The sequence below is a fragment of the Luteimonas abyssi genome (assembly GCF_001482195.1).
In the GTDB taxonomy this organism is placed as follows: domain Bacteria; phylum Pseudomonadota; class Gammaproteobacteria; order Xanthomonadales; family Xanthomonadaceae; genus Luteimonas; species Luteimonas abyssi.
Genome location: NZ_KQ759763.1, coordinates 1,738,165 through 1,756,508 on the forward strand (window position 1 = coordinate 1,738,165; position 18,344 = coordinate 1,756,508).

At 68.6% G+C, this 18,344-nt stretch carries 12 protein-coding genes; 2 read left to right on the forward strand and 10 right to left on the reverse strand.

Annotated elements, in window-relative coordinates:
• Positions 1-108 precede the first annotated feature (108 nt).
• Positions 109-990: a crotonase/enoyl-CoA hydratase family protein gene (locus RG19_RS07230; protein ID WP_058834693.1), complete on the forward strand. Its 882-nt coding sequence runs from the start codon at positions 109-111 to the stop codon at positions 988-990.
• Between the two features lie 13 nt (positions 991-1,003).
• Here the strand turns inward: RG19_RS07230 and RG19_RS07235 are convergent, their stop codons facing one another.
• The 4 genes from RG19_RS07235 to prfB form a co-directional block, all read right to left on the reverse strand.
• On the reverse strand, positions 1,004-3,163 hold the full coding sequence (locus RG19_RS07235) for an ATP-binding protein (protein WP_058834694.1): 2,160 nt from the start codon (positions 3,161-3,163) through the stop codon (positions 1,004-1,006).
• 5 nt (positions 3,164-3,168) lie between these two features.
• Positions 3,169-4,299 carry a response regulator gene (locus RG19_RS07240; RefSeq protein WP_058834695.1) on the reverse strand — a complete coding sequence of 377 codons (1,131 nt, stop codon included), beginning with the start codon at positions 4,297-4,299 and terminating at the stop codon, positions 3,169-3,171.
• A gap of 49 nt (positions 4,300-4,348) precedes the next feature.
• Positions 4,349-5,878, reverse strand: a complete 1,530-nt coding sequence (lysS, locus tag RG19_RS07245; protein WP_058836469.1) for a lysine--tRNA ligase — start codon at positions 5,876-5,878, stop codon at positions 4,349-4,351.
• A 179-nt stretch (positions 5,879-6,057) separates the two neighbouring features.
• Positions 6,058-7,186, reverse strand: a protein-coding gene (prfB, locus tag RG19_RS07250) for a peptide chain release factor 2 (RefSeq protein WP_157515194.1) whose coding sequence is annotated in 2 segments (ribosomal slippage) — positions 6,058-7,110 and positions 7,112-7,186 — 1,128 coding nt in all. Because the reading frame shifts where the segments join, the coding sequence is not laid out codon by codon here.
• A 120-nt stretch (positions 7,187-7,306) separates the two neighbouring features.
• Here prfB and RG19_RS07255 point away from each other — a divergent pair.
• Entirely contained in the window at positions 7,307-9,232 is a 1,926-nt protein-coding gene (locus tag RG19_RS07255; RefSeq protein ID WP_058834696.1) for a tetratricopeptide repeat-containing diguanylate cyclase, read from the forward strand.
• A gap of 57 nt (positions 9,233-9,289) precedes the next feature.
• Here the strand turns inward: RG19_RS07255 and RG19_RS07260 are convergent, their stop codons facing one another.
• Genes RG19_RS07260 through carA form a run of 6 tightly spaced genes read right to left on the reverse strand, consistent with a single transcriptional unit; the run spans position 9,290 to position 18,298 of the window.
• Positions 9,290-10,618: a hypothetical protein gene (locus RG19_RS07260; protein ID WP_058834697.1), complete on the reverse strand. Its 1,329-nt coding sequence runs from the start codon at positions 10,616-10,618 to the stop codon at positions 9,290-9,292.
• Between the two features lie 55 nt (positions 10,619-10,673).
• On the reverse strand, positions 10,674-12,407 hold the full coding sequence (recJ, locus tag RG19_RS07265) for a single-stranded-DNA-specific exonuclease RecJ (RefSeq protein WP_058834698.1): 1,734 nt from the start codon (positions 12,405-12,407) through the stop codon (positions 10,674-10,676).
• Positions 12,404-13,381, reverse strand: coding sequence for a phosphoglycerate mutase (locus tag RG19_RS07270; RefSeq protein WP_238376602.1), 978 nt, complete (start codon positions 13,379-13,381; stop codon positions 12,404-12,406). Before RG19_RS07270 ends, recJ begins: the two co-directional genes overlap by 4 nt.
• A gap of 42 nt (positions 13,382-13,423) precedes the next feature.
• Entirely contained in the window at positions 13,424-13,900 is a 477-nt protein-coding gene (greA, locus tag RG19_RS07275) for a transcription elongation factor GreA (protein ID WP_058834699.1), read from the reverse strand.
• Positions 13,897-17,145 (reverse strand): carbamoyl-phosphate synthase large subunit, encoded by a 3,249-nt coding sequence (gene carB / locus RG19_RS07280; RefSeq protein WP_058834700.1) that lies wholly within the window; start codon positions 17,143-17,145, stop codon positions 13,897-13,899. Before carB ends, greA begins: the two co-directional genes overlap by 4 nt.
• A 1-nt stretch (position 17,146) precedes the next feature.
• Positions 17,147-18,298 carry a glutamine-hydrolyzing carbamoyl-phosphate synthase small subunit gene (gene carA / locus RG19_RS07285; protein WP_058834701.1) on the reverse strand — a complete coding sequence of 384 codons (1,152 nt, stop codon included), beginning with the start codon at positions 18,296-18,298 and terminating at the stop codon, positions 17,147-17,149.
• Positions 18,299-18,344: the final 46 nt, after the last annotated feature.

Here is an 18,344-nt window from a genome sequence, read left to right on the forward strand (position 1 = left end):
TCGGCGCATAGAGGGAGCCGATCGGGCGTTTTGCACGACATTCCGCAACGCATACACCCGACAGGCCGCACCCCAACCTCCGTCAACCGCCAAAGGAAAGGAACCCCCATGAACAACGTCGAAGCCCTCCAGTTTTCCGCTCCCCGTTACGCCACCCTCCGCATCGAAGAGGATGCCGAACGCCACGTCCACTGGTGCTACATGCACAACCGCCACACCCAGACCGGACGCGCCTGCTTCCGTCCGGCGCTGGTCGACAACATCCTCGCCTACCAGAAATCGCTGGGCGAGCGCCTGCGTCACCGCGAACCCGGCACGCTGGCGCATGTCGTGCTCGCCTCCGATTCGGACGTCTTCAATCTCGGCGGCGACCTCGAACTGTTCTGTACCGCGATCCGGCAGCAGGACCGCGACACCCTGCTCGCCTACGCGCGTCAGTGCGTGCTCGGGGTGTACGCCTTTCACGATGGCCTCGGCGCCGGCGCACACAGCATCGCGCTCGTCCAGGGCGACGCCCTGGGTGGCGGGTTCGAGGCCGCGTTGAGCTGCCATACCATCGTGGCCGAAGAAGGCGCCCAGATGGGCCTGCCGGAAGTGCTGTTCGACCTGTTTCCCGGCATGGGCGCCTATTCGTTCCTGTGCCAGCGGATCGCGCCGCAAGCCGCCGAGAAACTGATGATCGAAGGCAACGTCTATCCGGTCGAGACCCTGCACCGCATGGGGTTGGTCGACATCGTCGTCCCGCGCGGCCAGGGACACCGGGCCGTCGAGGAGGTCATTCGCGCCAATCGCCGCATCCCGCATGCACGCATGGCCATGCACCGCGTCCGCGGCATGGCGCGTCCGGTCCAGCTCGACGAACTGATGCGCATCACCGAGGTCTGGGTCGATACCGCCCTGCAGCTCGGCGACAAATCGCTGCGCACGATGGAACGTCTGGTGCGGGCGCAGTACCGCCGCCAGGGCGGCGCCCAGGCCGCAACGGCCTGAGCCTTGAAAAGGCCTAGGGGTCGCCGTCGCCCTGGCGATGGGCGTCGGCGACCCGGCCATGCCGGTGCAGGGCATCGCGCCCCTGCACGAGGGCGTGCTCCAGATCGCCCAGGCGCTGGCGCCATTCCTTGCCGACCTGCCAGTTCGCCAGCCGCATCAGGTCGCCGCTGATCGCGGCGACCCGCACGAGGCCGATGTTGCTGGCCACGCCCTTCACGGCATGCGCCTGATCGCGGACCAGCCCCCAGTCGCCCGACTCGCCGGCGGTCGCCAGTCGGTTCAGGGCGTCCCGGGCGTCCTGCAGGCACTGGGTGACGAACTTCTCCTCGAAGGCATCCCCCAGCCCCAACTGGCGGATCTCTTCCAGAACCCCCGGATCGAAGAACTCGTCGGGGTCGGCGAGCGCGTCGCGGGTCGTGTTCGATTGCTCCGGCGTCGTCGTATCGCCGGTGGCGATCGCGGCCAGCAGGTCGAGCAGTTTCGAGGCGATCACGGGCTTGGCGAGAAACGCCCGCGCGCCCGCTTCGGTGCACGCCGCGATCGATTCCGGGGTGACGTCGGCACTCAGGATGACCACCGGGGTGGCCTCGGGCGAACCGGCCTCCATGACACGCAATTGACGCAACAGGTCGAGACCGGTGACGTCGGGCATGTGCAGATCCACGATCACCACGTCGTACGGCGAGAGCTCCAGCGCGTCCAGCGCCTGTCCGCCGTCGCCGACCGCGGTCACGCGATGGCCGGCCTTGTGCAGCAGGCTCTGCAACACCAGGCGATTGGCGGCATGGTCGTCCGCGATGAGGACGCTCATGCCCGGCACCCGCGCCCGGTGACGTCGGAAGGGATCCGAGAATGCGATCACATTCTCCGGCGTTTCGGCCTGCGCGGCGGGCCCTGCATCGTCGGCATCGGCGAGGGTCTCGAACGGGATCTCCACCCAGAACCGGCTGCCGACGCCCTCCTGGCTTTCGAACCCGATCAACCCGCCCATCGCTTCGGTCAGGCCCTTGGCGATCGTGGTGCCCAGGCCGGTTCCGCCGTAACGCCGCGACAGGCTGGAGTCGGCCTGCTCGAACGCTTCGAATAATTTGGGCCGCAACGATGCCGGGACCCCGATCCCCGAATCGGCGACCGTGAAGCGGACATGGAGCTCGGCGCCGAAATCGCCCGACCCGACCCGCGTCACATCGACATGCACGAATCCCTGCGCGGTGAACTTGATCGCGTTGTTGATCAGGTTCAACAGGATCTGGCGGAGCTGGCCCGGATCGCCGCACAGCCTGTCCGGCACATCGGCCGCCACGTTGACCCGGTAATCCAGCCGCTTCGCCTGGGTTTCCGGTTCCAGGATGTAATCGATGTTGCGCAGCAGGTCGCGGATGGAGAACGTCTCGCGCGCACGCTTGAGCTTGCCCGCCTCGATCGCGGAAATGTCGAGCACGTCCTCGACCAGCGCCAACAGCGAGCGGGTCGAGGCGCGGATGGCCTTCAGGTAATCGCGTTGCTCCGCGTCCAGCCGCGTCGTCGCCAGCAGCTCGGACATGCCCGCCAGCCCGTTGAGCGGCGTCCGGAACTCGTGACTCATGTTGGCGAGAAAGCGGCTCTTGGCGGCATTCGCCTTTCTCGCTTCCTCACTGGCCTCGGTCAGCGCCTTCAGCAGGGACAGGAAGTACAGCGGGACCGCCGCCAGCCCGACCAGCAGCCCCCACGACAGCAACGGGCTGGCCAGCCAGAATGGCGTCAGCAGGATCACCGCGAGGAACGACACGGTCGCCAGCAACGTAGCCGCATAGAGGTATCGGGGCCCGTATCGCAGGCCGTTGCCGATGGTCACCCACAGATAGACGGAATACAGCGGCGACGCCGTGTCCCCCTGCAGATGCATCACCGCCGCCAGCGCGAAGTAATCGGCGATCATGCCGATCCAGCGACGGACATGGGAGACGCCGGGCTGGGCCAGGATCCCGATCAGCAGGACGAACGACACCAGCAGTTCGCCGAGCAGGATCAGCCAGGTCAGGAACAGCGCCCCGTCGCGATCCCCTCCGCCGACCTGCCAGCCCAGATACCCGCAGAACAGCGCCGTGATGACGATGCGCACGGCCACCTGCTTGTGTTCGCTGTCCGGCCGCCGGGACAGGCGCATGCGGATCCATGTCGTTGAGATCGACATGGGGGCTACTGCAGGTGCTGGCCCGGCTGCACGCTCTGCTTGACGAAGCGCTGCACGATCTCGCCCATCTGCGCCTCATGCCGCAACAGCGCGTCCACGCAGCGGGGATCGAACAGCACGCCGCTGTTGTCGCGCATGTAGTCCATGGCCTCCTGCAGCGACCACGCCCGCTTGTAGGGCCTTTCGGAGATCAGCGCATCGAACACGTCGGCCACCGCGACGATGCGCGCCTCGAGCGGGATCGTCTCGCCGGACAGTCCGTCCGGGTAGCCGCTGCCGTCCCAGCGCTCCTGATGGCGCAATGCGATCTTGGCGCTGAGCTGGATGAAGCGGTTCTGGCTGCCCGACAGCAGGTCGTAGCCGATCTGCGGATGCTGCCGCATCACCGCGGTTTCCTCGACGCTCAACGGACCGGGCTTGAGCAGCAGCGCGTCGGGAATCGCGATCTTGCCGATGTCGTGCAGCGGCGCGGCCAGCTCGATCATGCGGACCTCGTCCTCGAACAGGCCGAGCTCCTCCGCGATCAGTCCGGCGATATGCGCGACCCGCTCGAGATTCGCACTGGTCCCGGTGTCGCGGAAGGCGATCGCCCGCGCCAGACGGGTCAGGGTCTCGCGCTCGCGCTCCTCGACTTCGTGCATCGTCGCCAGCAGGCGCTGCTCCAGCGACAACGCCCGCTGCTTCACGCTCTCGCTGTGCTGGCGCAGCTGCAGCAGGTTGCGACAGCGTGCGCGCAGTTCGCGGGGCCGGATCGGCTTGACCAGGAAATCGATGACACCGGCATCCAGCGCGGCCTGCCGGATCGGCTCGTCGCCGACCACGGTGACCAGGACGATGGGCACGTCCCGGTGCAGCAGCGGCTTGCGGAATCGCCGCGCGAACTCCAGCCCGTCGATCCCCGGCATCCTGTAGTCGAGCAACAGCAGATCGGGGCGATTGTCCTGGCACCAGTGGAGCGCACTCTGCGGGTCGCCGAAGTCCAGCACCTCGAGTTCTGGACTGATGTCCTCGAGGATGTGGCGCAGCATCGTACGGGCGGAGGTCTGGTCGTCGACGATGACGATGTTCATGTCGCGCTCCTCGGCAGGATGTCCACCGGTGTGCAGGTCCTCATGGTGGCCGCGTGAATGGGCCATGCGCAAGCCCCGCGCACATCCGGGCGGGTATGGCCGTGCGGGAGTCCGCTCAGTCCCGAGCGTCGCCGGCTTCGGGTCGCATGTACGGGAACAACAGCACGTCGCGGATCGAGGCTGAACCGGTCAGCAGCATGACGAACCTGTCCACCCCGATGCCGAGCCCCCCCGTCGGCGGCAGGCCGACCTCCAGCGCACGGATGTAGTCCGCATCGTAGTGCATGGCCTCGTCGTCGCCGCCCGCCTTCGCATCGACCTGAGCCCGGAAGCGTGCGGCCTGGTCCTCGGGATCGTTGAGCTCCGAGAAACCGTTCGCCAGTTCCTTGGCGCCGACGAACAGCTCGAACCGGTCGGTCATGCCGGCTTCCGTGTCGGACTCGCGCGCCAGCGGCGACACTTCCACCGGGTAATGGGTGATGAAGGTCGGCTGCACCAGTGTGTGCTCCACCGTCGCCTCGAAGATTTCGAGCAGCAGCTTGCCCCAGCCCCACCCCGCCTTGACGCGGATGCCCAGCCGCGTCGCGTGCGCGGCCAGCGCATCGCGGTCCCGGCAGTCGGCCGCGGTGATCTCGGGATTCAACTCGCGCACGGCGTCGTCCATGCGCCAGCGGCGGAAGGCCGGCCCCAGGTCGATCGCCTGGCCGTCCCATTCCACGTCGGTCCGGCCCAGGGTGTCCTGCGCCACATCGCGCATCAGCGCTTCGGTCAGGTCCATCACTTCTTCGTAGCCGACATAGGCTTCGTAGAGTTCGAGCATGGTGAACTCGGGATTGTGCCGGGTGGACACGCCCTCGTTGCGGAAGTTCCGGTTGATCTCGTAGACGCGCTCGAAACCGCCCACCACCAGACGCTTGAGATACAGCTCGGGCGCGACACGCAGATAGAGGTCGAGATCCAGCGCGTTGTGATGGGTGGTGAACGGCTTGGCCGCCGCGCCACCGGCCAGGTAATGCATCATCGGCGTCTCGACCTCGAGGAAACGCCGTGCGTCCAGCCAGCGCCGGATCGCGGCGATGATCCGCGAACGCTTGAAGAACACGTCGCGCGCCTCCGGGGTCACGATCAGGTCGACGTAGCGCTGGCGGTAGCGTTGCTCCACGTCGGACAACCCGTGCCACTTGTCGGGCAGCGGCCGCAGCGACTTGGTCAGCAGGCGCAACGCGTCGACCTTCACCGAGAGTTCGCCGGTCCGGGTCCGCATCAGCGTGCCTTCGGCGGCGACGATGTCGCCGATATCCCATCCCTTGAACGCGTCGTAGCGCTCGCCGAGCGTCGCGGCCTGCAGGAACAGCTGGATCCGCCCGCTGACATCCTGGATCTGCGCGAACGCCGCCTTGCCCATGATGCGCTTGGCCAGCAACCGCCCGGCCAGCGCCACACGCCGCCCGGTCGCCTCGAGCGCTTCGCCCGTCCAGGTCGCGTCGTCGAGGTACTCCCGCTGCAGATCATCGGCGTCGTCGCGGCGCCGGAAATCGTTGGGATACGCGATCCCCTGCCCGCGCAGCGCCTTGAGCTTGCCGCGGCGTTCCGCGATCAGGGCGTTTTCGTCGGCGGGCGGTGGCGTGGCGGATTGCTCGGTCATCTGGTGGGTCTCGGTGAATCGATTGCTGGCCGCGGACGGCACGGCCATCGCGGATTGGAAGACGAACGTCCGCCGTGAAAAGACACGGCGGAAGACAGCCGGACGTTCGAGCCGAAACGCCCGGCCGTCCAGTCCCCGGGCGTCGTCGATATCGGGGCGCCCCTGTCGGGAAAGGCGCCCTACGCGGCGTCGACCCGCTTCGAGCCGGCTTCCAGGCCGGCCTTCAGGCTCGCCTCGACGAACTCGTCGAGGTCGCCGTCGAGGACCTTCTGCGTATCGCTGCGCTCGATGCCGGTGCGCAGGTCCTTGATCCGCGACTGGTCGAGGACGTAGTTGCGAATCTGGCTGCCCCAGCCGATGTCGGACTTGGTCGCCTCCACCGCATCGCGCTCGGCGTTGCGCTTCTGGATCTCGAGCTCGTACAGCTTGGCCGCCAGCATCTTCATCGCCCGGTCGCGGTTGGCGTGCTGGCTGCGCTCGGTCTGGCAAGCCACCACGATGCCGCTGGGGTTGTGGGTGATGCGCACCGCCGACTCGGTCTTGTTGACGTGCTGGCCGCCCGCGCCCGACGACCGGTACACGTCGGTCCGGAGGTCGGCGGGATTGATGTCGATGTCGATGTTGTCGTCGACTTCCGGCGACACGAACACCGACGTGAAGCTGGTGTGGCGCCTGTTGTCGGAGTCGAACGGCGACTTGCGCACGAGACGGTGCACGCCGGTCTCGGTCTTCAGCCAACCGTAGGCGAAGTCGCCCTCGACCCGGAACGTCGCCGACTTGATACCGGCCACTTCGCCGCCCGAGACTTCGAGCAGCTCGGTCTTCCAGCCGCGGCTCTCGGCCCAGCGCAGGTACATGCGCAACAGGATCTCCGCCCAATCCTGGGCCTCGGTGCCGCCGGCGCCGGCTTGGATGTCGACGAAAGCGCTGCTGCCGTCCATCTCGCCGGCGAACATGCGCTGGAATTCCAGCTTGTCCACGGCCACGGCATAGCGTTCGACATCCTCGACCACCGCATGCGCGGTGTCCTCGTCGTCTTCCGATTCGGCCAGTTCCAGCAGCTCGGACGCCCCGGCCAGCCCTTCGAGCAGGTCGCGGATGCCGTTGACGGTCTTGTCGAGCAAGGCGCGTTCGCGCCCTAGCGCCTGCGCACGCTCGGGTTCGTTCCAGATGCCGGGATCTTCGAGTTCGCGCTCGACTTCTTCGAGGCGCTCGCGCTTGGCATCGTAGTCAAAGAAACCCCCTCAGCGCTTCCAACCGACCTTGCAGGTCGGCGATGCGCTGGCGGACGGGATTGAGTTCGATCATGGGTGGGGCACGGGCCGTTCGGGTACAAGACTTGCATTCTAGCAATCGGGCCCGCCCCGGCGCAGCATCGCCGCACCGGACGCGTCCCACTTCTTTCCGATCGGCAGTGGAGGCCGAGCGATGCGACATCGCCGTCACGACGCACTGGCGCGTCTGCTCCTGCTCGGCCTGGCATTGTCCTGGCCGATCCTGGAGATTCATGCCCGCCCGCTGGTGCCGCCTTCGGTGCGTGGCCCGGCGCCGACCGAGCACCTGATCGACGAGGACATGGGCCACTGCCTGGATCTGCGCGAGACCGACCCCGTCGAGGCGATCGAAGTCGCCACGCGCATCCTCGGGCGACCGGCACTGCCACCCGCGCAGGAGATCATCACCCTGACCTGCCTGGGCAGCGCGGCGGCCACTGCCGGGCCATCCGAACGGGCAGCCGCCGCGGTCGCGCGGATCGAGATCCTGCTGGCCGAGCACAGCTTCGACCCGGCATTCCGGTTGCGCGCGTTTTCGCAGGCCGGCGGCATCCTGCAGCGCATCGGCCATCTGCACGCGGCCATCGATCTGTATGCGCGGGCCTATCGCGCGGCCGAGGACGACGAGACACGGGTGGCGCAGATCGTGGCCCTGAACAACATCGCCAGCATCCACGGCGCCGACCTGGGCGACCCCGACGGCGCCGAGCGCTACTTCCTGCAGGCCCAGGCGCTCGCCGACGCCGAGACCGGCTACGACGGCAGCGTGCTGGATTACAACCATGCCGAGAACCTGATCCGCCTCGGACGCAACGACGAGGCCCTGCCGCTCCTCGAACGCGCATCGGCGATGGCGCAGCTGACCGGACGCGACCTGGTGGCATTGCGCGCGCGGGCCTGGCAGGCGGCGCTCGCAGACTCGACACCCGAGGTGCGCATTGATCGCCTGCAGGCGATCGCCCGCGACCAGGCGGCCCTGCCCGATGCCGGCGGCGAAGCGGCGACGCGTTCGCTGCTCGCCGAGCAACACCTGCGCACCGGCGATGCGGCCGCGGCGCTGCCGGAGGCGCGTCGCGCACTCGAGCTGTCCGATACACCGGGCGAGGCCTACGAGCACCGTCGTGCATTACGTAATCTGATCGCGGCGCTGTCGGATCACGGCGATCTGCGCGAAGCGCTCGAAACCTCGGCAAGGCTGGTCGCACTCATCGAGCGCGAAGACCGGATGCGGGACATGCAGCGACTCGCCGAACTGCAGGCCCGCCTGGAAGATGCCGAGCAGGCACAAGCGCTGGACGTACTGCGCGTGCAGCAGGACAGGCAGGCGCTGATCCTGGCCGAGACCCGCCTGTTCCGGAATTGGGCCCTGGCGCTGCTGTGCCTCCTGGCCGCCGGGACGATCGCGTTCGCGCTCTACCAGCGCCGCATCCAACGCCGGCTACGGGAACTCGGCGCGACCGATGCGATGACCGGCCTGCTCAACCGCGGCGCGGTGACCGCGCGCCTGCGCACGATGCCGGGCCTTCCGTCCGACCCGGCAGGTTCGCGCCGCAACGTTGTGTTCCTGCTGGACGCCGACCATTTCAAACGCCTCAACGATCTGCACGGCCACATGGCCGGCGACACCTTGCTGGTGGCGCTGGCATCGCGCCTGCGCGACGCCTGCCGTCCTGGCGACATCGTGGCGCGCTGGGGCGGCGAGGAGTTCCTGATCGCATGCTGCGATGTGGACCAGACACAGGCCTGGCAGATCGCCGAGCGCCTGAGGAGCGCGATCGCGTCGACCCCTGTGGAGATCGGCGACGGCGTGGCGGTGCCGCTGAGCGTGTCGATCGGGCTGGCGCCATGGCCGTTCTTCGGCGATGCGCGCCGGCAGGATCCGGACCTCTGGCAGGACGCGGTGATGCTCGCCGACCGCGCGCTCTACGCGTCCAAGCGCGGTGGCCGCGATGCCTGGACCGCCCTCTGGGGCACGTCGGAGCGCTCCGTACCGCTGAGCAGGATCCTGGAGTCTCCCGGCGATGCCGCGCGCGCCGGGTATGTGACGATCCGCTCGAGTCTGCCCGAGGTGATCTGGTGACGCGGGCCACCGCAACGGGGGCCGGCGCGCGATGCGTGCCGGCCCCGCGGCGAGCGATCAGCTGCGGTTGATCGAGATCCGGTAGCGGCCGCTCTGGCCGCCGATCGCCGATTCGGCTTCGATGGTGTAGGTCCCGGGCTCCAGCGTCTGCTCGAGACGCGCATCCAGGCCACCGCCGCTGTCGTCGTCGGATCCGATCTCGACACCGTCGCGCAGGATGCGCACGTAGCTGTCGACTTCGGTCGAGCCCATCTCGATCAGGTGCCGCCCGCCACGCCGCACCTGCACGGTGTAGCGGTCGGTCACGCCGGGCATCAGCACCGCCTCGTGCGACCGGCCGATCTGCAGGCTGCCGCCACCGACATTGTCCGGCACGTCGTCGAACCTGGCATCGAGGGTGAAGATGCCGCCGCCATCGTTGAACGACGAGGTGCGCACCGAGTAGGAGCCCGGCTCGAGTACCGACACGATCCGCGCATCCACGCCTTCGCCCGAGTCGTCGTCCGACAACGCCACGCCCTCGCCTTCCAGCGCGAGCATCGAATCGAGATCGCTGCTGCGCATGTCGATCGTGACCAGACGGCGGGCCGGCACCTGCAACGTGTAGGTCGCCGGCTGGCCCTGGTAGAGCGCCGTGACCGTCTCGCCGGCGGTCAGCACGCCATCGCGCGCGGGGCCGACGCCGGCAGGCAGTGCGCGCTCTTCCACCGACAGGGTGTACTGCCCGCTCATGGTGTCGCCGTAACCGGCCGCGGTGAGGGTGTAGGTGCCGGGCGACAGGTGCGCGGTGATCAGCGAGTTGGTGCCCTCCGCATCGTCGTTGCGCAGCGACACGCCCTGGCCGTCCAGCGACAGCACGGTATCGAACTCGTCCGATCCCATGCGGATCGCGTACATGCCTTCGCGCTCGATCTCCAGCGGGATCTGCCGCGAACGCTCCGACCAGTCGGTGATGCTGCCGCCGGCGCGGACCGGGCCGCCCTCGTAGAGTTGCAGCGGCGAGACGTTCAACGTGTACGGCCCGTACGACGACGTGTCCCGCCCGCTGACGGCGAGCAGGTAGCGGCCAGCGCGTGGCACGCGGACCGACATCGACGTGCCGGTGTCGCCGCGATCGTTGGAAGACTGGAGCAGGCGATCCTCATCGTGCAGGCTCAGGTGCGCCCGCAACGGGCCGTCCACACGGAACTGCACGCCCTGATCCGGCGCGAGCCGGATTTCGTACAGACGGCTACGGGTGCCGTCGCGATAATTGATCGCGTCGGCGCTGGTGATCTCGCCACGCACCTGCTGGCCCACCTGCAACGGTGCCGCGGAAGGCGATGCCGCCCAGGCGCTGCCGGCCACGGCCATGGTCACGGCCAGGACAATCGATTCCTTGTGCATTCGGTTTTTCCCTCGAGGGGCCACCATGGCCCCAGCTGAACGCGCGGATTATCCGTCAGCCGGCCGCTTCGCGATAGTCGATCACGAGCTGGATCGCCTGCCCGCCCCGATAGTCGTCGGGCGCGAGGCGGTAGGCCAGCCGGACCCGTGGAGGCAATGCCCCCCCGTCGAGGGCACCGCCGAAATGGATCGCCGGAAGCGGTGCCGGACGGCCCTGCACGCGCAGCGACAGCTTGAGATGCCGCTGGCCGACCGGGCGGGCATCGAGCACGTCGAACTCGCCGTCGAACACCGGTTCGGGAAATCCCTGCCCCCATGGGCCGCCATCGCGCAGGGCCTCGGCGTGGACGCGGTCGAACTCGCCCGGCGCCAGGTTGCCGTCGCTGTCGATCACCGCTTCCAGCAGCGAGGCATCCAGCTGGCGCTCGGCATGCGCACGGAAGGCCGCCTCGAACGCCGCGAACGCGTCGCGCTCCAGGCTCAGCCCTGCCGCCATCGCATGCCCACCGAACTTGCCGATCAGGCCGGGACAACCCACGTCGACCGCCGCCAGCGCATCGCGGATATGGAAGCCCGGGATCGAACGCGCCGAACCGCGCAGTTGCGTACTGCCCGGTTCGGCGGGCGCAAACGCGACCACCGGGCGATGCAGCCGCTCCTTCAGTTTCGACGCCACCAGGCCGACCACGCCCGGGTGCCAGTCGGGATCGAACAGGCACACGGCCGCAGGTGCGCCGCCCGCGAACTCGAGCGGACGACCGGCGATCGCAGCGTCGGCATCGTCGATCATCGCCTGTTGCACCCCGCGGCGTTCGGCATTGATGCGATCGAGCGTCTGCGCCAGCGCCTGGGCCTGGCCGGGGTCGTCGCACAGCAGACATTCGATCCCGATCGACATGTCCTCCAGGCGCCCGGCCGCATTGAGGCGCGGACCGACCGCGAAGCCGATGTCGCTGGCGGTCAGCCGTGCGGCGTCGCGACCCGAGACCGCCACGAGCGCTTGCAGGCCAGCACAGGCGCGGCCGTCGCGGAGGCGTTGCAGGCCGGCCGCGACCAGGGCGCGGTTGTTCGCATCCAACGGCACCAGATCGGCCACGGTGCCGACCGCCACCAGATCCAGCAACACCCGCAGATCGGGCGCCTCGCCGGGGAACGCATCGCGCGCGCGCAGGACGCCGCGCAGCGCGAGCAACACGTAGAAGATCACCCCGACGCCGGCCAGGGTCTTGGATGCGAATGCATCGCCCGGCAGGTTCGGATCGACGATCACGTCGGCCGGTGGCAGCGTCGGGCCCGGCAGGTGGTGATCGGTGACCAGCACCTGCCAGCCGCGCGCCTTGGCCGCCCGGATGCCCGCGTGGCAGGCGATCCCGTGATCCACGGTGAGCAGCAGTTCCGGCGACAGCGCCGCGAGTTCGTCCACCAGCCCCGGCGAAAGCCCGTAGCCGTGCACGATCCGGTTGGGCACCGCGTAGGCGACCTCGCGCGCGCCCAGCATCCGCAACCCGCGCACGGCGACGGCGCAGGCCGTCGCACCGTCACAATCGAAATCGCCCACCACCACGATGCGGCGTCGCGCGGCGATCGCATCGTCCAGCAGGCGCGCCGCCTCGGCCATGCCGGTCAACGTGTCCGGCGGCAGCAGGTGCTGCAGGCGCGGCCGCGCGGTGTCCGCATCGAGCACGCCCCGCGCGGCGTAGATCCGCTGCAGCAGCGGCGGCACATGTGCAGGCCAGGCCGACGACATCGGCGGAATCTCGCGCCGACGGATGATCCGGCGTGGGCTCATGCGCCCAGCGTGCCGCGGGCACGTCGCCAGAACCGCCAGCGTTGGCGCTGCCGGATGGTGAAGCGACGGCCATCGGCCAGATCGAGGACCAGCGCGGACAAGGTGCGGGCGCGCAGCGCATCGAGTGCCGGAATCCACCAGGTCTCAGCGAGCATGCGCAGGTCGCGCACGGTGCGCAGGTCGACCAGGGTGTCGGCGCCGAGCGGCCACGCGAGGCGATCGACCTCTTCCGTCATGGCGCCGCCGGCGGCCGCGATCGCGCGCAACGCCTCGTCGGCGCTGAGGAGCCGTGCCGCACGTGCGGTCACCCGGTCGGGCAGACGGCTGCCACCCCAGAACCACAGCGAGTTCACCGGCGGCGCGCCGCGATCGGCCCGTTGCGCATTGACCGGATGGTTGTGCAGCACGATCTGCGCTTCGCTCAACAGCGAGCGCCAGCGGCGGGCCTCGGCGCCCTCGGCGAGGACTTCGAACACATCCGCACCCAGCGCCTCGTCGGGTCCCGCGAACACCGGCGGCGTCGCCCCGGCCGGCAGGCGCACGTACCAGCGGCCCGGCACCGGCGCGTCGATGGGCACCCCGGCATCGCCGAACAGCGGCTTCAGCGGCCGCAGCAGCGCCTCGGCGTCCGCGGCATCGAGACCGAGCGCATCGCCGACGCCGAGCAGCCGGGCACCGTTGATGTCGGGGCGGATCCAGGCGGGATCGGCACGCAGCCAGGTTGCCCCGGCGGCGTCGCCCGCATCGCGCTGGCGGGTGAGCGCGGCGACCGGCCAGCCGCGCGGGACCACGTCCACATGACGGCGGAGCTGGTCGGCCTCGCCTGCCTCGCCGACCGTCTCCAGATCGGCCCGGCCCAGGGCCCGCGCGATCGGTTCCGGCAAACGCTGCGCGCCGAAGGCGTCGCCGGCGGGCAGCAGCAGGGTGAGGTCCGGTGCGCTCATGCAGGGCAGCGTGGCATCGCGCGTCGGCATGCCGCGCGCCCCGTGCGGTCGCGCGGACGTCGGCGCATCGCGTCAGCCGTCGTAGGCCACCGAGACGATGTCGTACTCGTGGGTCCCGCCGGGCGCTTCGATGGTGACCGTATCGCCCTCGTTCTTGCCGATCAGCGCGCGTGCCACCGGCGACGAGATCGCGATCAGGCCCTGTTTGATGTCGGCCTCGAGGTCGCCCACGATCTGGTAGCGGGTTTCCTCGCCGCTTTCGGTGTTCTCCAGCTCGACCACCGCGCCGAACACGATCTTCGAGCCGGCGTTGAGCGTGGACACGTCGATGATCTGCGCGTGCGACAGCTCGCCTTCGAGCTGCTTGATGCGGCCTTCGATGAAGCCCTGCTGCTCGCGCGCGGCGTGATACTCGGCGTTCTCCTTGAGATCGCCGTGCGCGCGCGCTTCGGCGATCGCGTTGATCACCGCCGGGCGCTTGACCGACTTCAGTTCTTCCAGCTCGGCGCGCAAGCGCTGCGCGCCCTGGACCGTCAGGGGAGCTCTCATGACGTCTTCAGTTCCTCGTGCAGTTCCTGCAGCGACCACACCGGGCCGCTGTCGCGGTAGTCCAGAGAATGCAGCAAGGCCCGCGCACCGGCAATCGTCGTCGAGTAGGTGACGCGGTGCTGCAGGGCCTCGCGGCGGATCGAGAACGAGTCCGAGATGGCCTGCTTGCCCTCGGTCGTATTCACGATGTAGGCGATCTCGCCGTTCTTGATCAGGTCGACCACGTGCGGTCGGCCTTCCACCACCTTGTTGATGCGCTCGCAGGCGATGTCGTGCTTGCCGAGCCACTCCGCGGTGCCCTGGGTGGCGACGATGGCATAGCCGCGGCGCACCAGCTCCTGCGCCACTGGCACCACGCGTGCCTTGTCGGGATCGCGCACCGAGACGAACACCTTGCCCTCGCCCGGCGGCGCCTTGATGCTGGCCGCTTCCTGCGCGCGTGCGAACGCGGCGCCGAAGTTGCGGCCCACGCCCATCACCTCGCCGGTGGAGCGCATCTCGGGCCCGAGGATGGGATCGACGTTCTGGAACTTGGCGAACGGGAAGATCGCCTCCTTCACCGAGAAGTACTCGGGCACCACCTCGGCGGTCGCGTCCTGCTCGGCCAGCGAACGGCCCGCCATGCAGCGCGCCGCGATCTTGGCCAGCGGACGACCGATGGCCTTGGAGACGAACGGCACCGTGCGCGACGCACGCGGGTTCACTTCCAGCAGGAAGATCTGGTCCTCGCCGTCCTCGTTCGTCTGCACCGCGAACTGGGTGTTCATCAGGCCGACGACGTTCAGCGCGCGCGCCAGCGCCACGACCTGCTCGCGCAGGCGGGCCTGGGTCTCGGCCGAGAGTGAATACGGCGGCAGCGAGCAGGACGAATCGCCCGAATGCACGCCGGCCTCCTCGATGTGCTCCATCAGACCGCCGATCATCACCTGGCCCTGGGCATCGGCGATCACGTCGATGTCCACCTCGACGGCGTTGTCGAGGAACCGATCCAGCAGCACCGGCGAATCGTTGGAGACCTTTACCGCCTCGCGCATGTAGCGTTCCAGGTCGGCATCGGCGTGCACCACTTCCATCGCGCGGCCGCCCAGCACGTAGCTCGGGCGCACGACCAGCGGGTAGCCGATCTCCTTGGCCAGCACCAGGGCTTCCTCGGCGCTGCGTGCGGTGCGGTTGGGCGGCTGCTTGAGGGCGAGCTTTTCGACCAGTTGCTGGAAGCGCTCGCGGTCCTCGGCGAGGTCGATGGAGTCGGGCGAGGTGCCGATGATCGGCACGCCGTTGGCTTCCAGGGCCCGGGCCAGCTTCAGCGGGGTCTGCCCGCCGTACTGCACGATCACGCCCTTGGGCTTCTCGACCTCGACGATCTCCAGCACGTCCTCGAGCGTCAGCGGCTCGAAGTACAGACGGTCGGAGGTGTCGTAGTCGGTGGAGACGGTCTCCGGGTTGCAGTTGACCATGATGGTCTCGTAACCGTCTTCGCGCAGGGCGAGCGCGGCGTGGACGCAGCAGTAATCGAACTCGATGCCCTGCCCGATCCGGTTCGGGCCACCGCCCAGCACCATGATCTTCTCGCGGTCGGTCGGCTGCGCCTCGCACTCGTCCTCGTAGGTCGAGTACAGATACGCGGTATCGGTCGCGAACTCGGCGGCGCACGAATCCACGCGCTTGTAGACCGGACGCACGCCGAATGCGCGACGCAACGCCCGCACCGCCTGCTCGTCGGTCCCGAGCAGCTGCGCCATGCGCGCATCGGAGAAGCCCATGCGCTTGAGCGCGCGCACGCGTGCGGCGTCCAGCGCGTCGATGCCACCGGCGGCGATCTCGCCTTCGGTGGTCACGATTTCCTCGATCTGGTCGAGGAACCACGGGTCGACGTAGGACAGGCCGTACACGTCCTCGACCGAGAGCCCCGCGCGGAACGCATCGGCCAGGTAGAACAGGCGCTCCGGGCCCGGCTCGCGGACCTCGCGGCGCAGGGTCGCGAGGTCGGTGTCGTCACTCAGGTCCAGTCCGGTGGGATCGAAGCCGACCTTGCCGGTCTCCAGACCACGCAGCGCCTTCTGCATCGACTCCTGGAAGGTGCGCCCCATCGCCATCACCTCGCCGACCGACTTCATCTGCGTGGTCAGGCGCGCGTCCGCTTGCGGAAACTTCTCGAAGGCGAAGCGCGGGATCTTGGTCACCACGTAATCGATCGCCGGCTCGAACGAGGCCGGGGTCTTGCCACCGGTGATCTCGTTCTTCAACTCGTCGAGGGTGTAGCCCACGGCGAGCTTGGCCGCGACCTTGGCGATCGGGAAGCCGGTCGCCTTGGAGGCCAGCGCCGAGGACCGCGAGACACGCGGGTTCATCTCGATCACCACCACGCGGCCGGTGGTCGGGCTGATGCCGAACTGCACGTTCGAGCCGCCGGTGTCCACGCCGATCTTGCGCAGCACCGCGATCGACGCGTTGCGCAGGCGCTGATATTCCTTGTCGGTCAGGGTCTGCGCCGGGGCGACGGTGATCGAATCGCCGGTGTGCACGCCCATCGGGTCGAGGTTTTCGATCGAGCAGACGATGATGCAGTTGTCCGCGGTGTCGCGGACCACCTCCATCTCGAACTCCTTCCAGCCGAGCACGGATTCCTCGACCAGGACCTCGCCCACCGGCGACAGCTCGAGCCCGCGTTTGATGATCTCCTCGAACTCTTCCTTGTTGTAGGCGATGCCGCCACCGCTGCCGCCGAGCGTGAACGACGGACGGATGATGGTCGGGAAGCCCACCTTGGCCTGGATCTCGACCGCCTGCTCGAACGTCCTGGCGACCTCGGCGGTCGGGCATTCCAGCCCGATCTCCTGCATCGCCACACGGAACAACTCGCGGTCCTCGGCCATGCGGATGGCCTCGCGCTTGGCGCCGATCAGCTCGACGCCGTATTTCTCCAGCACGCCGTGGTCGGCGAGCTCCAGCGCGCAGTTGAGCGCGGTCTGGCCGCCCATCGTCGGCAGCAGCGCATCGGGCTTCTCCTTGGCGATGATCTTCTCGACCGTGCGCCAGTTGATCGGCTCGATGTAGACCGCATCGGCGGTCTCCGGGTCGGTCATGATCGTGGCCGGGTTGCTGTTGACCAGCACCACCCGATACCCCTCCTCGCGCAGCGCCTTGCACGCCTGCGCGCCCGAATAATCGAACTCGCAGGCCTGGCCGATGACGATCGGGCCGGCGCCGATGATGAGAATGGTCTTGATGTCGGTGCGCTTTGGCATGTCAGTGCTTCTCCGTCAGCGCAACGCGCATGCTTTCTACGAATCGGTCGAACAGCGGGGCCACGTCGTGCGGCCCGGGCGATGCCTCGGGGTGGCCCTGGAAGGAGAACGCCGGCGCATCGGTGAGTTCGATGCCCTGGTTGGTGCCGTCGAACAGCGAGCGGTGGGTCACCCGCACGTTGGCCGGCAGGCTGGTCTCGTCGACCGCGAAACCGTGGTTCTGCGAGGTGATCATCACCCGGCCGCTGTCGAGGTCCTGCACCGGATGGTTCGCACCATGGTGGCCGTGCGGCATCTTGGCGGTCTTCGCACCGGCGGCCAGCGCCAGCAGCTGATGGCCCAGGCAGATGCCGAAGGTCGGGATCTTCTTCTCGATGCAGGTGCGGATCGCGGCGATGGCGTAGTCGCAGGGCTCCGGATCGCCCGGACCGTTGGACAGGAACACGCCGTCCGGCGACAGCGCCAGCACCTCGTCGGCCGGGGTCTGCGCCGGCACCACGGTCACGTCGCAACCGCGCTCGGCCAGCATCCGCAGGATGTTGCGCTTCACCCCGTAATCCCAGGCGACCACCTTGAAACGCGGCTCGGCCTGCACCCAGTCGCCGCTGTCGAGATCGAGCTGGCCTTCGCGCCAGTTGTAGCGCTCGGTCGTGCTGACGGTCTTGGCCAGGTCCATGCCTTTCAGGCCGGGGAACGTGCGGGCCGCCTCGATCGCGCGCTCCACGTCGGCTTGCCCGATGGAAGCCCCGCCGGCCATCAGCGCGCCGTTCTGGGCGCCGCGCTCGCGCAGGATGCGGGTCAGATTGCGGGTATCGATGCCGGCGATCGCCACCACACCGCGTGCGGCCAGCCATTCCGGCAGCGCCACCTGGCTGCGCCAGCTGCTGGGACGGCGCGGCACGTCGCGCACGATCAGCCCGGCCGACCACACCTTGCCGGCCTCGTCGTCCTGGTCGGTGAACCCGGTGTTGCCGATGTGCGGATATGTCAAGGTGACGATCTGGCGCGCATATGAGGGGTCGGTGACGACCTCCTGGTAACCGGTCATGGCGGTGTTGAACACCACTTCGCCGACGGACAGGCCGGTGGCGCCTGCGGAAATACCCTCGAAGACGGTGCCGTCTTCGAGCGCGAGGATTGCGGGTTGGGTCACGTCGATCGCCTAGTCATGAAGGAGATCCTGCACCGCCAACCCGCTC

Bases quoted from the DNA above. Each gene is read 5' to 3' on its own strand.
- carB (WP_058834700.1), bottom strand. From the start codon at position 17,145: ATGCCAAAGCGCACCGACATCAAGACCATTCTCATCATCGGCGCCGGC.
- RG19_RS07270 (WP_238376602.1), bottom strand. From the start codon at position 13,381: ATGCCGACGCGCGATGCCACGCTGCCCTGCATGAGCGCACCGGACCTC.
- RG19_RS07255 (WP_058834696.1), top strand. From the start codon at position 7,307: ATGCGACATCGCCGTCACGACGCACTGGCGCGTCTGCTCCTGCTCGGC.
- RG19_RS07240 (WP_058834695.1), bottom strand. From the start codon at position 4,299: ATGGCCCATTCACGCGGCCACCATGAGGACCTGCACACCGGTGGACAT.
- RG19_RS07230 (WP_058834693.1), top strand. From the start codon at position 109: ATGAACAACGTCGAAGCCCTCCAGTTTTCCGCTCCCCGTTACGCCACC.
- RG19_RS07260 (WP_058834697.1), bottom strand. From the start codon at position 10,618: ATGCACAAGGAATCGATTGTCCTGGCCGTGACCATGGCCGTGGCCGGC.
- lysS (WP_058836469.1), bottom strand. From the start codon at position 5,878: ATGACCGAGCAATCCGCCACGCCACCGCCCGCCGACGAAAACGCCCTG.
- greA (WP_058834699.1), bottom strand. From the start codon at position 13,900: ATGAGAGCTCCCCTGACGGTCCAGGGCGCGCAGCGCTTGCGCGCCGAG.
- recJ (WP_058834698.1), bottom strand. From the start codon at position 12,407: ATGAGCCCACGCCGGATCATCCGTCGGCGCGAGATTCCGCCGATGTCG.
- RG19_RS07235 (WP_058834694.1), bottom strand. From the start codon at position 3,163: ATGTCGATCTCAACGACATGGATCCGCATGCGCCTGTCCCGGCGGCCG.